General features: G+C 48.9%; 16 protein-coding genes. 15 read left to right on the forward strand and 1 reads right to left on the reverse strand.

What is annotated here, in order from left to right; all coding sequences use genetic code 11:
• The first annotated feature begins 91 nt into the window (after positions 1 to 91).
• The 14 genes from MKY22_RS05650 to MKY22_RS05715 all read left to right on the forward strand — a co-directional run bounded on the left by MKY22_RS05650 (position 92) and on the right by MKY22_RS05715 (position 17,523).
• The gene (locus MKY22_RS05650) at positions 92 to 1,708 is read left to right on the forward strand and encodes an alpha/beta hydrolase (protein WP_414654383.1); all 1,617 of its coding nucleotides are present in this window, start codon (positions 92 to 94) and stop codon (positions 1,706 to 1,708) included.
• Positions 1,705 to 3,159: a phytoene desaturase family protein gene (locus tag MKY22_RS05655; RefSeq protein WP_341087285.1), complete on the forward strand. Its 1,455-nt coding sequence runs from the start codon at positions 1,705 to 1,707 to the stop codon at positions 3,157 to 3,159. The genes MKY22_RS05650 and MKY22_RS05655 overlap by 4 nt, the downstream gene beginning before the upstream one ends.
• A gap of 124 nt (positions 3,160 to 3,283) precedes the next feature.
• Positions 3,284 to 3,571: a hypothetical protein gene (locus MKY22_RS05660; protein WP_029341204.1), complete on the forward strand. Its 288-nt coding sequence runs from the start codon at positions 3,284 to 3,286 to the stop codon at positions 3,569 to 3,571.
• Between the two features lie 105 nt (positions 3,572 to 3,676).
• Positions 3,677 to 4,945 (forward strand): DUF445 domain-containing protein, encoded by a 1,269-nt coding sequence (locus tag MKY22_RS05665; protein ID WP_341087289.1) that lies wholly within the window; start codon positions 3,677 to 3,679, stop codon positions 4,943 to 4,945.
• Positions 4,942 to 5,769, forward strand: coding sequence for a DNA-3-methyladenine glycosylase family protein (locus MKY22_RS05670; protein ID WP_341087291.1), 828 nt, complete (start codon positions 4,942 to 4,944; stop codon positions 5,767 to 5,769). The genes MKY22_RS05665 and MKY22_RS05670 overlap by 4 nt, the downstream gene beginning before the upstream one ends.
• 112 nt (positions 5,770 to 5,881) lie before the next feature.
• Positions 5,882 to 6,319, forward strand: a complete 438-nt coding sequence (locus MKY22_RS05675; protein ID WP_023467714.1) for a RicAFT regulatory complex protein RicA family protein — start codon at positions 5,882 to 5,884, stop codon at positions 6,317 to 6,319.
• 62 nt (positions 6,320 to 6,381) lie between these two features.
• A complete protein-coding gene (gene mutS / locus MKY22_RS05680) occupies positions 6,382 to 8,913 on the forward strand; it encodes a DNA mismatch repair protein MutS (RefSeq protein ID WP_341087295.1) in 2,532 nt (843 codons plus the stop codon).
• A gap of 10 nt (positions 8,914 to 8,923) precedes the next feature.
• On the forward strand, positions 8,924 to 10,756 hold the full coding sequence (mutL, locus tag MKY22_RS05685; protein WP_290776317.1) for a DNA mismatch repair endonuclease MutL: 1,833 nt from the start codon (positions 8,924 to 8,926) through the stop codon (positions 10,754 to 10,756).
• Between the two features lie 447 nt (positions 10,757 to 11,203).
• Positions 11,204 to 11,578 (forward strand): CidA/LrgA family protein, encoded by a 375-nt coding sequence (locus MKY22_RS05690; protein ID WP_341087298.1) that lies wholly within the window; start codon positions 11,204 to 11,206, stop codon positions 11,576 to 11,578.
• Positions 11,571 to 12,254: an LrgB family protein gene (locus MKY22_RS05695; RefSeq protein WP_290776319.1), complete on the forward strand. Its 684-nt coding sequence runs from the start codon at positions 11,571 to 11,573 to the stop codon at positions 12,252 to 12,254. The genes MKY22_RS05690 and MKY22_RS05695 overlap by 8 nt, the downstream gene beginning before the upstream one ends.
• Before the next feature lie 101 nt (positions 12,255 to 12,355).
• The gene (locus MKY22_RS05700; protein ID WP_290776321.1) at positions 12,356 to 12,880 is read left to right on the forward strand and encodes an AAA family ATPase; all 525 of its coding nucleotides are present in this window, start codon (positions 12,356 to 12,358) and stop codon (positions 12,878 to 12,880) included.
• A gap of 101 nt (positions 12,881 to 12,981) precedes the next feature.
• Positions 12,982 to 15,021 (forward strand): ATP-binding protein, encoded by a 2,040-nt coding sequence (locus tag MKY22_RS05705; protein WP_341087303.1) that lies wholly within the window; start codon positions 12,982 to 12,984, stop codon positions 15,019 to 15,021.
• Between the two features lie 236 nt (positions 15,022 to 15,257).
• The gene (locus MKY22_RS05710) at positions 15,258 to 17,087 is read left to right on the forward strand and encodes an anaerobic ribonucleoside triphosphate reductase (protein ID WP_290776916.1); all 1,830 of its coding nucleotides are present in this window, start codon (positions 15,258 to 15,260) and stop codon (positions 17,085 to 17,087) included.
• Entirely contained in the window at positions 17,059 to 17,523 is a 465-nt protein-coding gene (locus MKY22_RS05715) for a 4Fe-4S single cluster domain-containing protein (protein WP_341087313.1), read from the forward strand. Before MKY22_RS05710 ends, MKY22_RS05715 begins: the two co-directional genes overlap by 29 nt.
• Before the next feature lie 40 nt (positions 17,524 to 17,563).
• Here MKY22_RS05715 and MKY22_RS05720 read toward each other — a convergent pair whose 3' ends face one another.
• Positions 17,564 to 19,036 (reverse strand): DHA2 family efflux MFS transporter permease subunit, encoded by a 1,473-nt coding sequence (locus MKY22_RS05720; RefSeq protein WP_341087317.1) that lies wholly within the window; start codon positions 19,034 to 19,036, stop codon positions 17,564 to 17,566.
• Between the two features lie 169 nt (positions 19,037 to 19,205).
• Between MKY22_RS05720 and MKY22_RS05725 the strand changes: the two genes are divergently transcribed.
• Positions 19,206 to 20,114, forward strand: coding sequence for a TetR/AcrR family transcriptional regulator (locus MKY22_RS05725; protein ID WP_341087321.1), 909 nt, complete (start codon positions 19,206 to 19,208; stop codon positions 20,112 to 20,114).
• The last annotated feature ends 7 nt before the right edge of the window (positions 20,115 to 20,121 follow it).

The following is a 20,121-nucleotide window of genomic DNA, read 5'->3' on the forward strand; positions in this document are numbered from 1 at the left end:
CGCTGCCTGAAGTGCGTCATGACGAAAGAATCAACGTCGACCGTTTTTACTTTTGCGAGATAGGGAATAACAGATGAGGAAAGGATGTGACCTGATGAGTACGAAGAAGAAAGGGATTTTGCTCTCATTTTTGATGCTGACGCTGCTCCTTGGGGGGTGTATTCGCATCCAATATGATGCGACGATTCATACCGATCAGAGTGTCACCTTAAAAACGACATATGCCGCAAAGGAACACCCAGTAGCGCGTTTACTGAACCTAAATCCGAATTGGAATAGTTATGTCAAACAGGCAGAAAAGAACGGCTATGCGGCGAAAACGTTCAAGACGAAGGATGACTATGAAGGGATCCGGATGCAGAAGACATTCGCGAACTTCAAGGACATGACGTCGATCAAGGAGGAATGGAAGACAGGTATCGGAGGGATTCTCATTCCACCTGATACGAAGTTCGACATGAAAAAATCGGACGGATTTTGGTTCGATACGTATCGACTGGATACGAACATCGATCTCAGTATCGATCGTTTGAATATCAAAGGCTATCAACCGACGGGACAGGTTAAGAAACTCGCCGACCGGTATATCCGTCAAGCCGATATCGAGATCAAACTCCACGGTCCGAAAGTGATCGGTCTCCAAAACGGAGAAAAGATCGACTGGTCGAATTATCATGATGTGTCATGGAAATTATACGGAACGAAAGCCAACCAGCTACAGTTGATTGCGTATGTACCGAATCCGACAGGTTGGATCATTACGGGTATCGTGTTATTAATCGGTGTCGGATTATTGCTCTACTGGGTCTTTCACCGTGTCCGCCGTTTGCGCCGGCAACAGTTGAAGACGATTAGTATCTCGCTCCTCGTCTGTTTGATCGTTGGGGGAGGCGCGTGGTGGGTGTTCGCGGAGGATACGTCGAGTGCGCCGCCACCAACGCGTCAGATCGTCACACAAGGAAAGAGTGAAATCGTACCGACGTTCCTCGTCCACGGGCTATTCGGGACGGAGCGGACGTTCGTGCCGATGATTCAAAACTTCACGAATAAAAAAGTCGCCGATGATGGTGGTCGATGTGACGTGACTCGTTCCGGAAAAGCGACTTGTAGCGTCACACCCTCGCCGACCGGCTACCCGCTTGTCCGAATCGTCTTTGCAGACGACGAGGCGAGCCTTGCCGATCAACAAAAGTGGTTGAATGCAGCGATTGCTGCGTATGATGCGAAACAAAAAGTGACCTTTTCCGATATCCAGCTCGTCGGTCACAGCATGGGTGGTGTGGATGTCGTCGCCTATACGGTCCAAGAAGAGATGCCGTATCACGTCCGAAAAGTCGTGACGCTCGACTCACCGATCGCCGGTTCCGATTACGCAAAACTCGGGTTGACGCTCGCACCGCTTGGCACGAATACGAACAGTCCCGCCATTCGTGATCTCGCGAAGGGCTCACCAGCGATGAACAATTTAACTAAGCGGCTCGAGACATGGCCACGCGATGTACTCGTCTATTCGTTTGGTGCCAAAGGAGGCGATTTCAATATGATTTCGTTAAAGAGTTCCTTTGCACTCGAGAACTACACGGATAATATCCAGACAAAATCGTATAAATATGATCACTTCACGATTCATCGCCGGGAGCCGGTCTTCCGCGAAATCCGCAATTTCCTATTTAAAGAAAATCGGGTCACGGAGGAGGAATCATCATGAAACACGTCGTCATCGTCGGCGGAGGAATTGCAGGTTTAACGGCTGCGGCTCTGATCGCACAAGAAGGACATACTGTTACCGTCCTTGAAGGAAGCCGTGAATGGGGGGGATCAGCCGGGAAGTTCACGCGCCGGGACCTGACGTATCCAGTAGGGGCGACACTCGGAATGGGGTTTGAGCCCGGTGGTATTCACGATCGTGTTCTTAATCATCTTGGAGTGACGTATCAGGTCGAGTCGCTCGACGTCGTCATGACGATTCGCATCGCAGGACGGACGATTCATTATTATCAGGATCGTGCTGCGTTTCTAACCGAATTGACATCACATTTTCCAGAGCAGGCATCGTCGATTCAGGCTTTCTTTGCAGAAATCGAGCAGATTTACGAGGTGATTCGTCCGCTAATGGCAGAACTTCCAGCATTACCACTTCAAGATCCAGCAGACGTCCGGCGGTTAGTCCGACATGCGAAAAGTGTCGTCCTTTTACCGTATTTTCCGCTGACGATTGGTCATCTGTTACGAAAACATGAACTAGCGGATACGTTGTTCGCACAAGTGATCGACGGGATCTTGCTCGACAGCATGCAGACTGGGCAGGAGGCCTCAGCTTTACTAGGAGCCGTCGCCTTATCGATTTATCATGAAGGTGCCTATTATGTTCCGGGCGGCTTGTACCGACTGGCTGAGCAATTGAAAGAGACAGCAGAGGCGAGCGGGGCAACCTGTCTCCTTGGACGGAAAGTCACGTCGATCCGAAAGACATCAGATGGATTTTTGATCGAGGATCGCCGAGGACGCTTGATGATTGCTGATACTGTCATCTGTGCGGTTCCGCTTGAAGGCATCCGAGAAGTCGTCAGCATGGATATGCGACGAACATTACGACGAACGTACCGACGACAGGAAAAATTACAGCAATGGGCGACCTTTACGTATTATGCGGCGATTCCAGAGGCGCTCATTTTGTCTGACGAAGCATTCCGGCAAGTTCATGATACGTCCTTAACTTCAGGTCATGCCTTCATCTCGCTGTCCCGTCCGGATGATCGATTACGTGCACCAGTTGGTCAGCGGACGCTGACGATGTCATGCCATGTTCCGATTGGTACGTTTGATAAGACGAACCGCAAACGTTACGACGGACAAGTCGAGACGATGTCGGCGATCTTCGAAGCCATTCTCGAACAGCAGTTTCCGGGTTTTAGTCAACAGGCAATCGAACGCCATCCGGGTGGACCAGGTGCATGGGTCCGCTATACGTTCCGCCCGGATGGTGGAGTCGGTGGATATCCGCAACGTCCGAGTACGAGTCTCCTATTCGCGGCACCGTTTCGAACAGGTGTCGATCATTTCTTTGCAATCGGCGATACCATCTTTCCGGGTGCTGGAACGATCGGTGCGACGACGTCTGCGATCCATGCTGCCCGACAGTTTGGAGTCAGATTGTGAGAAATCGTCGTAAACTGATGAAAGAAGCGACGCATCTGTCGCTTTTTTCACATTTGAGGATTATGATGAGGAAGAGTCGGGAACATGATATCCATGAACAAAAAGAGAGAAGGAGTGAAGAACCATGGAGACATTCGAACAAAAATGTCAGTCGTTCATTCAGGAACGACGACCTGAAGTCGGTCCGATTCAATTCGAGTCGGCGCGTACGTTTCTCAATGCACGCGGTTTAAGTGTCTACGAACGGATTTATCAAGGGAAAGAAGAAGTCCGATTAGCGTTCGTCGAGCAGACGAATGGTCAACAACTCGTTTCATTAATGGAAAATACATTCGGCAACGGACTGGTCTATTTTGTCTCAACGGCAACCGCGACATGGGATGGCGACCGTTTTGGTGAATACACGTTTTAAGTACATAGGGAGTCCCAGTCGATGACTGGGGCTCTTTCGTGTCGAAACCTAATCCTTGTCCCGTTCGTAAGGTAGATAAGTGACTCAGTTGAAGGAGGAAACGATGTGTCATCATTTGAACAACCTAAAACATCGACACGGCGGCTTGCAACCGTTTCGTTGATTTTCATGGCGGTCGGATTCGTCGTCTCATTGCCATTTAAAGAAAATGCGTGGGTCTTTTGGCTCCAGAGTGGTTTTGAAGCCGGACTCGTCGGTGGGATTGCCGACTGGTTCGCGATCACGGCGCTGTTTCGTCACCCGCTTGGATTAAAGATTCCCCATACGAACCTATTGCCGAAAAATCGGGAACGGGTCATCGAATCGATTGTTCATATGCTCGAGACGGATTTACTGAACAAAGAAAGTATCGTTGCGAAGCTGCAACATATGACGCTTGCAGATCGTGTCATCAAAATTTTACGTTCGATTCTGGTCTTACCTGCCTTTCGAGCAACCGTCACCGAGCTGTTGAAGGGTTTGATTCGGAAACTACCGAAAGAGGCAATTCTTGAGTTTGCGAATACACGGGTGACGGAGACGATCAAAGCGTATCCGTCCAAACGGCTGGCGGTCCGGGCGATGGAGTTGAATGAGGAACGTCGACTCGACGAGTGGCTGATGGATCAGTTACTCGATTACGGCCAACGTCTTCTCGAAGATCCGATCATTCGCGATCAGATCGGCCGCCTTGCTTATACGGCAATGATTGACCAAGAAAAGAATACGTTTTTGCGGGTGACGGCGCGAACCGTCCAAAAAGTCTATTCGGAAGAAAAACTCAGTCTGGTCATTCAAGGCGTCTTGTTGACGGTCATTCAAGATATGCGACACGTCCATCATCCAAATCGACTCGCGATTCTCGATCATCTGCGTCGTAACCTGGCACAGTTGTCGATTGATGAAGAGCGTCTCGCGAAAATCGATGCTTGGAAGGCAAGTGAGGTCGACCGGTTTGACTTCGTTCCGGTCATTGAACGTGCCTATGACGCTGGTCTGATCGAGCTCGAACGCTATTTGACGTCAGACGCTTTCTGGACGGAACGGGCGATGCCGATGCTTTCGCGCGCTTTAGACGACTGGGAACAGCATCCGACGTTCAAGGATAGCAGTGATCAGTGGATGAAGGAGCAACTCGTGCGTTTCGTCGAACAAAATCACCAAAAAATCGGCGGACTCGTGCGCGAGAACTTAAATCGGTTCGATACCGAGACACTGATTCATATGATCGAGGATAAGGTCGGCAGTGACTTGCAGTGGATTCGGGTCAACGGGGCATTGTGTGGATTCATCATCGGTTTGATTCTCGGTGCGATCAAGGTGTTCGTCGGATGAGCCGGTGGACATATGATCTGACGTTGTCGGAAGCATTGGATTTTAAAGGAATCGTATCTCGTTTGACGGAAGACCCGTTACAAATCGAACAGGATGGGCGACTCGTCGTTCCGGTCTTCATCAACGATCAGGCATATATCACGATGATGGAAGCCATCGACGGTTATACGTTACGGATTGACGGTTCAGGACCGCAAGCAGCGGTGCTGACGCAACTCAATCGGCGCTTTCGACTCAGTGAGCCGAATCCTGCGCAGCATCTCAAGACGACGTCGTTACATGCGATCGTCGAACAGTTCGGCGACGAACGGCTCGTTCTTGATCATTCACCGTTCACGGCCTTGATTCGTTCGATCATCCATCAACAAATCAATCTGTCGTTTGCGCATACGTTGACGGAACGTGTCTTTCGGACATTCGGAACGGTCAAGGATGGAATCATCCTACCGCCGACACCGCGCCAACTAGCGGCAGCGCGTCGCGAGGACTTGCTCGCTCTGCAACTATCAGGACGTAAAGTCGATTATCTACTCGGGGTAGCAACAGCAGCGATTGATTATGATGCATTGACGTCAGCCGACGACGCAGAAATCGCTGAGACGTTGATTGCACTGAAAGGCGTTGGACCATGGACGGTCCAAAACGTCCTGATGTTCGGGTACGGTCGTCCGGATTTGTTTCCGGCATCGGACATCGGGATTTTACGGGCTTTCGAACGGTTGCTCGGTTACCGACCGACGGTGGAAGAAGCGACGCGACTGGCGGAGGAATTTGCCCCTGTCCGCAGTCACGCCGCCTATCTATTATGGCGTTCGATTGAATAAGGAACTATTCTTGTCACTCTATCGTCAGAACGGTATAATGAATGCGATAGAACGAGGAATCGTTCAGAAATGCTAAGGGAAGCGACGTGTTCGCTAACGATAGAGGGGACGAATGTGGATGTATACAGATGAACAAATCATCGAAAAAGCCAATGAAATCGCCAAAATGATTTCAGAGACACCGGAAGTAGAACGATTCAAAGCGGCAGAAGCCAACATCAATGGGAATGAAAAAGTCCAAAAGATGATGAAACAAATCAAGTTCCTTCAAAAAGAGGCAGTCAACTGCCAGCATTACGGCAAAACAGAAGCACTCGCACGTGTCGAAGCGAAGCTCGATAAATTGTTCGCTGAGCTCGATGAGATGCCTGTCGTCCAACAGTTCCAAGAAACGCAAGAAGAAGTCAACGGACTTCTCCAATACATCACGGTGACGATCTCGAACGGGATTACGGATCAAATCATCGAAGCGACGGACGGAGATGTTCTTGCAGGTAAGACAGGTAGCGGCATGGAAGCAGAAAACAAAAGCGGCGGTTGCGGCTACTAATCACGAAATGAACGAAAAGCCGACGGACATCCGTCGGCTTTTTCGACGAATGAGGTGGAAGAATGGAAGCAGTACACAACACACCGATGATGAAACAATACTTCTCGATCAAGGCGGACTATCCGGACGCTTTCTTGTTTTATCGGCTCGGTGATTTTTATGAATTATTCTTTGAGGATGCCAAAAAGGTCGCCCATGAACTGGAGTTGACGTTGACGGTGAAAAACGGTAAAAACGCGGAGCATCCGATTCCGATGTGTGGCGTACCCCATCACGCAGCGAACGGCTACATCGAACAGTTGATCGAGCGTGGGTATAAAGTGGCGCTTTGTGATCAAGTCGAGGATCCAAAGTTGACGAAAGGACTTGTCAAACGCGAAGTCATCCAAGTCATCACACCGGGAACGTTGATGTCCGCTTTAACGGAAAAAGAAAATCGTTACTTAGTTGCAGTCGTTGAACAGGACGGTCGCTTTGGGATTGCCAGAGGAGATGTCTCGACGGGTGAGAGTGCCTTGACAAGCGTTGCGACACTCGATGGTGTAATCAAAGAATTAAGCATTATCTTGCCACGGGAAATCATCGTCACGACAGAGGAACATGAGACGGCACTTGCGTCCTTACGGATCCCGCTGACGCGCAGTTCACGACGCGAGACACATCCACATGGCGATCGCGCGATTGATACAGCCCAAGCGGAAGCCTTTGCGGTCCTCTATGCCTACATGCACGATACACAAAAACGAGCGTTGACACATCTGCAACCGGCCATTGTCTACGAAGCGAGCGATTTCATGCAACTCGAACCGAATACGGTCAAGAATCTTGAGCTCGTCCGCTCGGCACGGACAGGAGACAAAAAGGGTTCGTTGCTTGGTCTACTTGACGTGACAGGTACAGCGATGGGTGGACGGATGCTGAAACGCTGGCTGGAAAAACCGTTGTTATCGGAGCGCGTCATCACGGAACGGCTCGACGCTGTCGAGGAACTGTTGCAGCACTATTTCGAGCGTCAGCAATTAAAAGATACGTTACGGGAAGTCTATGATCTTGAGCGACTCGTCGCAAAAGTCGGTTACGGAACAGCGTCAGCGCGTGATCTCGTTCAATTGAAGTCGACGTTGCGATTGATTCCCCGTATTCAATCAGCACTTGAAGAGATGATGAGCGAACGTCTCGGTCAACTTAGTCTCGGACTCGATCCACACGACGAATTGAGCGATCTACTCGATCGTGCGTTCGTTGAAGCCCCACCGATCTCAACGAGAGAGGGCGGCATGATCAAGTCCGGTTATTCACCAGACCTCGACGAGTTACTTGTTGCTTCAAAAGACGGTAAGACGTGGTTAGCGACGCTTGAAGCAAATGAACGAGCAGCAACCGGCATCAAAACGTTGAAGATCGGTTACAACCGTGTCTTCGGCTATTACATCGAGGTCTCGCGTGCAAATGCCAAACTGTTACCGGAAGGACGGTATGAACGGAAGCAGACACTCGCTAATGCTGAGCGTTATATCACACCGGAATTGAAGGAAAAAGAAGCGTTGATCCTTGGTGCGGAAGAGAAGAGTGTCACGCTCGAGTACGATCTCTTCTGTGGAGTGCGCGATGAAGTCAAAGGACATATCGAAAGCTTACAACGCGTCAGTCGCCGGATTGCGGAACTCGACGTCCTCGTCGCACTGGCTGAGATTGCCGAAACACACGACTATGTCCGACCAATCACGACGACGGGACGAACGGTTGATATTCAGCAAGGGCGTCACCCGGTCATCGAGACTGTCTTACCGCGCGGCGAATATGTTGCGAACGGGATCACCTTAAACGAAGGACGCGAGATGCTGTTGATCACTGGACCGAACATGTCCGGTAAATCGACCTATATGCGACAGTTCGCCTTGATTGCCTTATTGCATCAAATCGGCTCGTTCGTACCAGCTGCTCAAGCGGAACTGCCGATCTTCGATCAAATCTTCACGCGGATCGGGGCGGCAGATGACCTTGTCAGTGGACAGTCGACATTCATGGTCGAGATGGTCGAGACACAAGAAGCGTTGACGCGCGCGACGGACCGGTCGTTGATCCTGCTAGATGAAATCGGTCGCGGGACCTCGACGTACGACGGGATGGCACTCGCACAAGCGATCGTTGAACACATCGCCCGGCACGTCGGGGCAAAGACGCTATTTTCGACGCATTATCATGAATTGACAGTGCTCGAAGAATCGATTGATCGATTAGCGAACGTTCATGTCCGCGCCGTCGAACAAGAGGGACGCGTCGTCTTCTTGCATGAAGTACGCGACGGAAAAGCCGATCAATCTTACGGAATCCATGTCGCGCGTCTAGCTGATTTACCAGATAGTCTGATTGAGCGGGCGCAAGTCCTCTTGTCCGAGTTCGAGCAGGCTGAGCCTGTTCCGGTCGCAGCACCTGTAAAAGCCCTTGTTCAGGAGGAGCCGATTGATCAACTCAGTCTGTTCTCAGAAGCGGATCCTCTGCGAGAGACGATGGCTAGTCTTGATTTAATTAATATGACGCCACTCGAGGCACTGAATACGCTATACCGTCTACAAGCTGAAGCGAGAAAGTGAGGAGAATGCAGTGGGAATCATTCGTGAATTATCCGATAGTTTAGCGAACCGAATCGCGGCGGGAGAAGTCGTCGAACGACCGGCATCGGTCGTCAAGGAACTGGTTGAGAATGCACTTGATGCCGGTGCGACCCAAATCGATGTCGAACTCGAAGAAGCCGGAATGAAACGGATGACGATCCGCGACAACGGACATGGGTTTTACCCGGATGACGCCGAACTGGCTTTCGTTCGTCATGCGACGAGTAAGATTAAGGACGAGCATGACTTGTTCCGAATCAAGACACTTGGTTTTCGCGGAGAGGCACTTGCCTCGATCGCGTCCGTAAGTAAAGTGACGTTGAAGACGAAACGCGAGGACGCAGAAGGAATTCAAGTGACGCTTGAGTACGGGACGGTCGTAAAGCGGACACCAGCAGCAATGAACCGGGGAACGGAATTGACGGTCGAGCATCTCTTCTTCAATACACCGGCTCGTTTGAAATACTTGAAGACTACACATACGGAGCTTGCCGCAATCACGGACGTGCTGAACCGGATGGCGTTCGCTCATCCAGACGTCAAACTTCGAGCAACCCATGAAGGGAAGACGTTGATCCAGACGAACGGATCAGGAGACGTCCGGCAAGCATTGGCGAGTGTCTACGGTCATCAAACGATCCAAGGGACGTTGGTCGCTAAGGGAGCGAATGCCGATTATCAACTGACATGTCATCTCGTCAAACCGGAAGTGACCCGTGCCTCGAAGAATTACATCACGTTGATTCTTAATGGACGTTCGGTCAAAAACTTCGCCCTGACGCAAGCGGTCTTGAACGGTTACCATACGCTCTTACCGATTGGACGGTATCCGATTGCGGTCATTGAGGTGACGATGGATCCACTCCTGATTGACGTCAACGTCCACCCGGCGAAACGGGAAGTTCGTCTTTCAAAAGAGATGGAGCTCTGTCAGTTGATTCAAGAGACAATCAAGATGACGCTCAGCCGAGAGACGTTGATTCCGAAGGTGACGCCACCGAAACCGAAAAAGGATCCGAGTAGTCAAGAGAAACTCGATTTTTCTTACGTCGCGGAACCGGTCGAGGAGACGTCATCGCGAGCAGTCTGGAATTATCCGATTCCGAAAAAACCGCAAGAGGACGATCGACCCTTTGTAGAGAAACCATTGCCGTTTAGTAACGAGGATGATCTATTCGAGCCCATCGCACCGGTCAAGCAGGACGTTGTCGAACCGATGGAAGAATCTCACGCGCGTCCGCGCTTTCCACACCTCGACGTCATCGGACAACTTCATTCGTCCTATATCGTCTGTGCCGGAGAAGACGGGATGTATATGATTGATCAACATGCGGCTCAGGAACGGATCAAATACGAGACGTATAAAGTCATGTTCGGTCGACCACCAGAGCAACGGCAGCAATTGCTCTTACCATATACGTTTGAAATCTCGTCAGATGACATGAAACGAATGGAGGAAATCCTTCCGTTACTAAAAGACGTCGGCATTGAATTCGAAGCGTTCGGTCCACAAAGCTTCATCGTCCGAGAAGTTCCGACGTGGTTCCCGTCCCATCGACAGGAAGAGACGATTCAAGAATTACTCGATGAGGCATTGATGAAACGGAAAATCGATCTTGAGACGTATCGGGAAGATGCCGCCATCATGATGGCATGTAAGAAATCGATCAAGGCGAATCATCCGTTGAACGATGAGATGATGCGTCGGTTGATTGATGATTTAGCGAAGACAGAGATGCCGTTCACGTGTCCACACGGACGTCCGGTCATCATTGAATGGACGACGTATGAACTCGAGAAGTTATTCAAACGGGTCATGTGATCAAGAAGAGGAGTCGATCCCATTCAGGTGTCGTCTCAGATTATAGAAAAGGGAGCTGACTCAAAAGTTAGTTTCTACAAAGAATGACGCGTCATACGCAACTCCTACAGGAAAAAGCGCATTTATGCGCTTCAGAGACAAACAAGACCAGCTTTCCTGCTTGTATAAAGCAGGAAAACTGGCTTGTGTCTCGCCTGAGGAAAGTGCGTGAAAAGACGCGTCATTCTTTTTTGGAGTCAGCCTCTTTTTCGTTCGTCTCGAATCATTTATTGTACTGATACACGATTGAGTAATTTTTTGTTTGTTCTAATACAAAAGAAGTGTGTTTTTTCATGAGAACGGTTACTTCGGTTGATTAACCAAATTTCATTGATTGTTAAGGAAAAGAGGCGGATAATAAGACCCGAAACTGTTAAAAAGGGGACCTTTATCATGCTGTCACGCGTTATGCGTATTATTCAAATCATTGCTCAAATCGCACTCATTTTTTGCTTTTCACTCAGTGGGGACTGGGTGAGCGAAACCTTTCAATTACCATTACCCGGTAACATCATCGGCTTGATTCTACTGTACCTAGCGTTAAAAAGCCGTCTGATTCCGCTTGTGGCCGTCGAACGGGGCGGGACATTTCTTCTGTTCGTCATGCCATTGTTCTTTGTTCCAGCACTATCCGGAATCATGGATTATACGGCATTTCTCCGGACATCCGGTTTACAGATCGTGTTGATCGTCGTCGTCAGTAGCCTTCTGACATTAGTCGGATCAGCGTACATCGTCGATCGTTTAGCACACCGAAAAGAGGCGGTGACACGACATGAATGAGGCACTGTTTTGGATCATTCTGACTATTTTATTGTTTAGCGTAGCGATGTTCCTCTATCAACGTCATCCTCGAGTCTGGACGTTACCAATCCTGACGGTAACGGCAATTTTGATCTTAATTCTCGTCTATTCTGGAGTCTCACACGCAGAATACATGCAAGGTGGACAATATCTATCGAAGATGCTTGGTCCAGCGATCACGGCATTTGCGATTCCACTCTATCAGGTCCGGCATCACGTCCGCCGTTTCTTACCGGAAATCGGACTCGGCGTGTTGCTTGGAACCTGTATTGCGATGAGTTCAGATTTGTTACTCGGTCTGCTACTTCATCTCGAGCGGACGACGAACCTTGCCTTGTTGCCGAAATCGGTCACGTTACCCGTTGCCTTAGCGATCTCACAAAAAGCAGGCGGGACGACGACGCTGACGGCTGCCTTCGTTTTATTGACCGGATTGACGGGATCAATCGTCGGACCAAAATTAATGACGGGCTTGAAGATTCGGCACTTCGTCAGCCGTGGAGTAGGCTTGGCATCGATTGCCCACGTCATGGGCGCGACGAAATCGATGAGTCTTGATCAGCGCGAAGGGGCGGTCGGTCTGTTGACGATGGTCTTGACGGCTGTCTGTGCCAGCATTCTCGCACCGTTTTTAATCACATGGTTATATGGCTAAACACTCTGTTTTTTCAACGGAGTGTTTTTTTGTAACCGATTGAAACTTGTCGACCACTTTTGCAGTATAGTACAACAGAAAACAGGGTGGAGGAGAAGAGGATGATCATTTGGATTAACGGTACGTTTGGCGTCGGGAAGACGACAGCAGCAAAAGGATTACAAAAGCGTTGGAGCGGATCATACATTTTTGACCCGGAAGAGACAGGCTACTTCTTACGCGCACAACTGCCGGAAAACAAGGACGATTTTCAGGATGAGCCGTTGTGGCGCACGTTTAATCGACAGCTCCTCGAACAGCTCGATACGGAAGATGCGCGGATCATCGTGCCGATGACCTTGACGAATCCAGCGTACTTTCAGGAAATCATCGGGACGTTACGCGAGACTGGACATGATGTCCGTCATATCGCCTTGATGGCGAAGGAGACGACTGTCAAACGCCGCCTGATCAGCCGCTTTGAGCGTCCAAACTCGTGGGGCGGTCAACAAGCGGAACAACGACTACGGCAATTATCCGATCCGCTGTTCAGTCAACAGATCGAGACGGACAATCTGACGAAAGGGCAAGTCATTGATGCGATTGCTCTCGTGACCGGGATTGGACTCTCGCCTGCCCGATCGTAAAGGATTCAAGAGGGATGTTTCCGGGAATCATTAGATGATAATAGATGAGGAGAAAACAATCTTGAACGAAGGGCAACTTATTGCTAGGAGGATTTATGAACATGAAACACTGGATGACTGAGAAATTGGGCAGACAGTTGATGGCGATTTTTTATAGTGTCTTTGCACTAAGTGTCATCACATCGGTTGCCAGTTATTTATACGTGGACAATGCAGACGGTCGGACGAAAGAACAGGTACTCGACCAGTTACAAAAGACACAATGGTTCTGGTTTTTGAACTTGATGGTTTTTTTATTTTGTCTACTGTTCATCGTCCGTCCATTGATTCATCGGGTGACGTCACAGCTCCGCGAATTGAATGTCAAAAGTCGTCGTCTTGCGGAAGGAAAGTCGATTTCGCTCGAGCATGATGTCGACAGCCATAATGAAGTCGGTCAATTGGCGGCATCGTTTTACCAGATGGCACGGTCGATCTCATCACAACATGCGGAATTGTCAGCAAAGAATCAAGAAATGGAACACAATCAGGAAGTATTGAAGCAAAAACAGAATGAGCTTGAGCGTGCCTTGGAAGTGACCCGGACAAACGAGTTGCATCTACAAGATCGGAATGAATTAATCGAAACGCTTGCGTCAAAGGAGAGTTTATTTGATTACTCGTCTGTCATCAGTACGATCGTCCGGTTGACGAAGACAGAGTTCGGGGCATTGTTATTGATTAAGAATAATGAAATCGCGCAAGTCGTTCCAAAAGAAATGACGGAAGAACAACAAGAGAGTCTGAAGACGGAGTCGTTACTACTAAAGCGAGTCATGATTTCAAAGGAAACGGCACATTCCTCAAAAAAGGTCGCGAACGACGATCTGATCAAATATCCGTATCACGTCTATGAAGGTGTCATTCCGATCATGGATCCGGCAAAAGAAGAATTGATTGCCTGTCTCTATCTAGCACGGTTTGACGCACCATTCAATCAACAGGATTTGGCGGAACTGGAATCGTTCTCGAAACAGATTGCGATCTCATTGATGCGAATGTCACTCTACGAACAGATGGAATACGAACGAAAAGAGACAGCACAACTGCTGAATTCCGTTCGGGAAGCGATTCTTTATATCAAACATGAGGAAAAGACGATCTTAGGGAATCAGGCATTGTTTGATATCTTCCAGTCGTTACAGGTCGAGGAAGACAATGACTCGATGACGTTTCTTGAAGTCCGACCAGAGACGATGTTCGAGCAGATGGACCAGAAAGAAGCTTTTGAAGCGTACTTTGAAGAAGTTTTATCGGGTGAGATCCCTGAGGGCATGTTCTCTTTGTCGATCGACCAGGGTGAATATTTCATTCAAGTTTATGCCGAAGCGATCGCGCATGGAGAACAGTCGAAGGGAACGATCCTCGTCTTTCGTGACGTCACGGCTGAGACAGAGGTTGATCGGGTCAAATCAGAACTCGTCTCGACGGTTTCGCATGAACTTCGAACACCGCTCTCTTCGATTTATGGCTTTACGGAGCTCATGTTGAAACGAGATTTGGATCCCGAGCGGAACAAAAGGTATTTGCAGACGATTCACGATGAATCAAAACGTCTGACCAATCTTGTCAGCGACTTCTTGAACGTCCAGCGGATGGAGTCAGGAAAGCAAGAGTATGATAAACAAATCTTTGATCTGAAAGAAATCGTCAAGGAACAAATTCAGTTTTATCAAGCAGCGACGGAACAACATAGTCTGCAGCTTGATTTGAATGACGAACAGGACTTTATGGTCGAAGCAGATGCGAACAGTATGAAACAGCTACTTGGAAATCTATTGAATAATGCAGTCAAATACTCACCGGACGGTGGGGATGTCGTTGTGACGCTGACCCATCAGCACAATCAGATTGAACTCAGCGTCCGTGATTTCGGAATCGGGATTCCGAGTCATTCGATGCCGCATCTATTCAGCAAGTTCTATCGTGTCGATAACTCAGACAGCCGAAAAATCGGCGGAACAGGTCTTGGATTATCGATTTGTAAGGAAATCGTTCGAGCACATGATGGCAACATCGAAGTCGAATCGATCTTGGGAGAAGGGACGGTTTTTCGGGTCAAGTTACCAAGTGCGACGGACGCGTTACTCGAAGCAGAATAAGGAGAAGGAGAGGCAAGCTAATATGCCTCTTTTTTTTTGTCGTTTTTCGTGTGAGATTCGTCCAATTCAGGAGATCGGCTAAAATGTAGAAGAATCGGGCTTTTACGCAATAAACCGAACAGATTGATGACAAAACGGCTGAAACAGTTGAAAAAATCGTAAATTGTGCAGGGATTGCGAACGTTTCTGAACTCTCGCTATAGTGATTACAAAAAAACATGGGAGGAAGAAGAATCATGGAGAGCTTAGAAGCGTTACTCACACCACCGCAAGAGATCGAACAAGAGAATGCAAACATTGATGGCAAAACACCACTTGCGAAGTTACAACGGATTGCTGGGGAAGCAGCACGGCAGATGATGCGACGACATCTCGAAGCGGATGTCTTGCAGGCGCTTGACGACAACATTTTGTATATTCATGACGCCGATTATTATGTGACTGGGACGACGACTTGTGCCCAAATTCCGCTCGGTCAGTTACTCTCAAACGGATTTCAGACAACGCACGGTTCGATCCGTCCGGCGCAAGACATTCGTTCTGCCCTCGCCCTTGCGGCAATCATCGTCCAGGCGAATCAAAACATGCAGCATGGCGGACAAGCCTTCGCAACCTTTGATGATGATTTAGCGCCGTTCGTTGAAAAGACCTATCAACGGGAATGGACGAAACTAAATGACCTCGTTCCGCATTGGAAGCGGCGTAAGCGGGAGCGACATGCATGGCAGGAGACGTATGAAAAAACGTTTCAAGCATGTGAAGCATTCATTCATAATACGAATTCGATGCATTCGCGCGGTGGTGGACAGGTTCCGTTTTTATCCGTCAATTACGGAACGAATACGACGCAAGCAGGGCGGCTATTCCAGCGAGCCTTGCTAACAGCGACGGAGCGTGGACTGGGCAAAGGTGAGACACCGATTTTTCCGATTCAGATCTTTAAAGTCAAACAAGGCGTCAACCTGTCACCGACAGACCCGAATTACGATTTGTTTCAGCTTGCTACCCGCGTGACAGGAAAACGACTGTTTCCGAATTTTGCGTTTCTCGATGCGCCATTTAATCGCCAGGAGCAACCAGGAAAAGCAGAAGTCGCGTATATGGGATGCCGAACCCGTGTATTCGAGGATCGTGGAGACATACCGTCCGTCACAGGTCGTGGTAATTTATCCTTCACGAGCATCAATCTCGTCCGTTTGGCACTCCAGAGTCAAACCGTCGATCAAATGTTCGAAGTCGTCCAAGATACGACAAGACTTGCATGCCGGCAACTCATCGCACGGTATGAGTTCCAGGCAAGTCGAACGGCTGATGAGTTTCCATTTTTATATCAACACGTCTGGAAAGACGGTGAGACGCTAAGAAATAAGGATCAGGTAGGTCCGGTCCTCAAGCACGGGACGTTGGCGGTCGGCTTCATCGGTCTCGCGGAATGTTTGACCGTCCTGACGGGGAGTCATCATGGGTATTCCGAACTGGCACACCGGATTGGTCTTGCATTGATTCAAGCGATGCGGACGGTAGTCGACGATTTTGGCGAACAGACAGGGTTGAACTTTAGTTTACTCGCAACTCCGGCCGAAGGATTATCCGGTAAGTTCACACGTCGCGATGTCAGTGACTTTGGTGAGATCGAAGGAGTGACAGATCGACCGTATTATACAAATTCCTTTCACATTCCTGTCGATGCGCCGGTGACGATCCGTGAGAAGATTCAACTCGAAGCCCCGTTCCATGCATTATGTAATGGCGGTCATATCACCTATGTCGAGACGGATGGTGCGCTTGCTGGAAATCCGGAAGCAATCGAAGACATCGTTCGTTTAATGGCGGAAGCTGGAATCGGTTATGGATCAATCAATCATCCCGTCGATCGTTGTCTTGATTGCCGAACAGAGCAGACGATCGAGGATCAATGTCCGGTTTGCGGGAGTGGATCGATCGAACGCATTCGACGGATCACCGGATATCTCGTCGGTACGCTGGACCGCTGGAATGAAGCGAAACGGGCTGAAGAGCAGAATCGGGTGAAGCACGATGCTACGCGTTCTCTCCCTTCTTCCTGACTCCGTCGTCGACGGTCCCGGTCTGCGAACGGTCCTGTTTCTTGCTGGTTGTCCACACCACTGTATCGGCTGTCATAATCCGTCCTCCTGGGATCCTGCAGGTGGCGTAGCTTGGACAATTGACGAGACGGTCGCGCGGATTCAAGCAACCGGTCACCGGCGCCTGACGCTATCCGGTGGGGAACCATTGTTACAAGCAATAGCGCTCTATCGGCTACTAGAACGACTCGGACCAGACTATGAAGTGATCTTGTATACGGGCTATGTGTTGAAAGAGATCATTAAGCACCGAGAATGGTACCCCTTGTTACGCCGACTAGATGGATTGATTGATGGTCCGTTCATCCTATCGAAACTTGACCGAACGACAAGCTTTCGGGGGAGTACGAATCAAAGAATCTATAATCGACAACAGCTAAACAAACGTTTGGATTAGACAAAAACTCCCCCATCTTTTTAGACAGGGGAGAATCAAATCAAGCATATTTTTGTTCTTGATCGACGGATTCGACGACTGCGAGCGTCGTTGTCCGTCGTTTTTTGATGAAAAACGATAAGATCAAAGCAGCAAGTGCGAGTAACGTCGCGATGAAAAACGTATCATTGATTCCTTCGATCATCGCCTGCATCTGCAACCATTCCGGATTAGCGGCTTCAGGTTGTGAAGCAAGTTCCGGAACGTGATGTTTCGTCCGCGACGTCATGATCGTCACGAGCAGACCTGAACCGATCGCACCCGATACTTGTGACAACGTATTGTTCAATGCCGTACCGTGTGGCGTCAAGTGTTGCGGAATATGGTTCAACCCGTTCGTCATGACGGGCATCATGACCATCGAGATTCCAAGGAAACGTAGCGTATACATGATGACGAGGAACGCGTATGACGTATCCGCAGCTAGCTGACTAAACGAGAACGTCGTTAAGACCGTCAGTGATAAGCCGATGATCGCAAGGATCCGAGCACCGAATCGGTCGAACAGACGACCTGTGATTGGTGACATGATCGCCATGACGATCGCACCCGGTAACATCAAGAGACCAGAGTGAAACGGTGAGATACCGCGAATCGTCTGGATGTAGATCGGCATCAAGATCATCGCGGAGAACATCGACATGTTCAAGACCATTGAAATCCCTTGCGATAAAGCGAACATCGGATAACGGAAAATCCCGAACTCAAGCATCGGTTCTTCGAGCATGAATTGACGTATAATGAAGGAAGTCAAACTGATTACACCGATGATCAATGATCCGATGACCGTCCAAGATCCCCATCCGGCAGAACCGGCGGAACTAAATCCATACAACAAACCACCGAAGCCGAAGCTTGAAAGGACGAGTGAGAACAAATCGAGCTTAAGTGAACTTTGAACTGTCTCTTTCTTCAATAAGAAAGCACCCGTGAAGAGTACGAGCAATGCGATCGGTGTGACGAGATGGAACAACATCCGCCACTCATAATGTTCAAGAATCCACCCGGACAATGTCGGTCCGATTGCTGGAGCAAAGGTGATGACGAGTCCGAAGATTCCCATCGCTTGCCCACGCTTTTCGATTGGGAAACCGGTCAAGAGAACGTTCATTAACAGTGGCATCATGATCGCGGAACCCGACGCCTGCATCATGCGCGCACCGAGTAGAAGCGGGAAGACGTGTGCTTGTCCAGCGATAATCGTACCGAGTGAGAACAGCGTCATCGCCGTCAAGAACAGTTGACGTGTCGAGAACTTTTGGACGAGGAATGCTGACGTCGGAATCATGATTCCGTTGACGAGCATATAGCCCGTCGTCAACCACTGGGCGGTGCTTGCCTGAATACCGAAGGATCCCATGATTGACGGTAAGGCGATATTAAGTAACGTTGAGTTCAGGACCGCAACGAACGCACCTGCCATAAGGACAGTTAAAATTAAATAAAGTCGTGATGATTGCTTGCTTGATTGCATTTCGTTATGCTCCTTTTGTACTACGAGTCTAAAATGTTAGACTTGAATTCTATGACTAACTTGGCTATCTTACCAGGCTAAGTCGAATGAGTTCAAATTATTTGATTCATACACTAAAATAAGTGATTGTTAAACCATTGCAATCATTTGAACAGAAAAGGACAAGACCATGAATCCAAAAAAGAAACAACTTCTAGATGCCGCCTATCAGCTATTCGTCGAAAAAGGTTATCAATCGACGTCCATCCAGGACATTCTTGAGCATAGTAACGTTTCCAAAGGAACGTTCTATAACTACTTCTCCTCTAAAAATGAATTATTCATCGATGTCTTTAATACCGTCTTTGAAAAGATGCGGACAGCGCGCAAGGAAATTCTCGTCGGACGAGATGTCTCGGATTATGAGACGTTCATTCAACAAGGCAATTGTTATTTGGAACTGATGCAAAAATATAAATTATATACGTTGTTCGAAGAGGCAATTGCTTCGAATGAAAAAGAACTGAAGACATTCATGGAGAATAACCGTCTTCTTGAGATCGAATGGACGTTTGAGCGGTTACGTGATTTATTCGGTCAGACGAAAGAACCGTATCTTCTAGATTTAGCTGTCATTTATACAGGGATGTTGCAATATGCGATGTACTTCTTCCGTCAATCCGAACCGAACACACAGCCGGAACGAGTCGTCCGTTATGTATTCAATCGATTGACGCATCTCGTCGAAGACGTCAGTCGGACGGAAGAACAGTTGATTCCCCCGCGCTTCCTATCCGTTTGGCTCGATCGGCCACAAGATGAAGTCGTCATTCGGAAGGATTTATTCGAGAAGACGAGTGCGCATATGAAACGCTTGATTACCTTGTCATCGATTTCTGATGAATCGAAGGAAGCCCATGAAGAGGTTCTTGATTTCATCTATGAAGAGCTGCTCGAACGGAAGAAACCGAAAATTCATCTTCTGCGTCGTGCGCTCGAGACGATGGACGAAGATCCGGTATTTGCGGGACAAGAAATCATGGCAACTTATAAAACGATGGTCGATGAGATTGCCCGCCTTCGGACCAAAACTTCCTAAAAAGGTT

This window comes from Exiguobacterium sp. FSL W8-0210 (assembly GCF_038006045.1).
Taxonomy (GTDB): domain Bacteria; phylum Bacillota; class Bacilli; order Exiguobacteriales; family Exiguobacteriaceae; genus Exiguobacterium_A.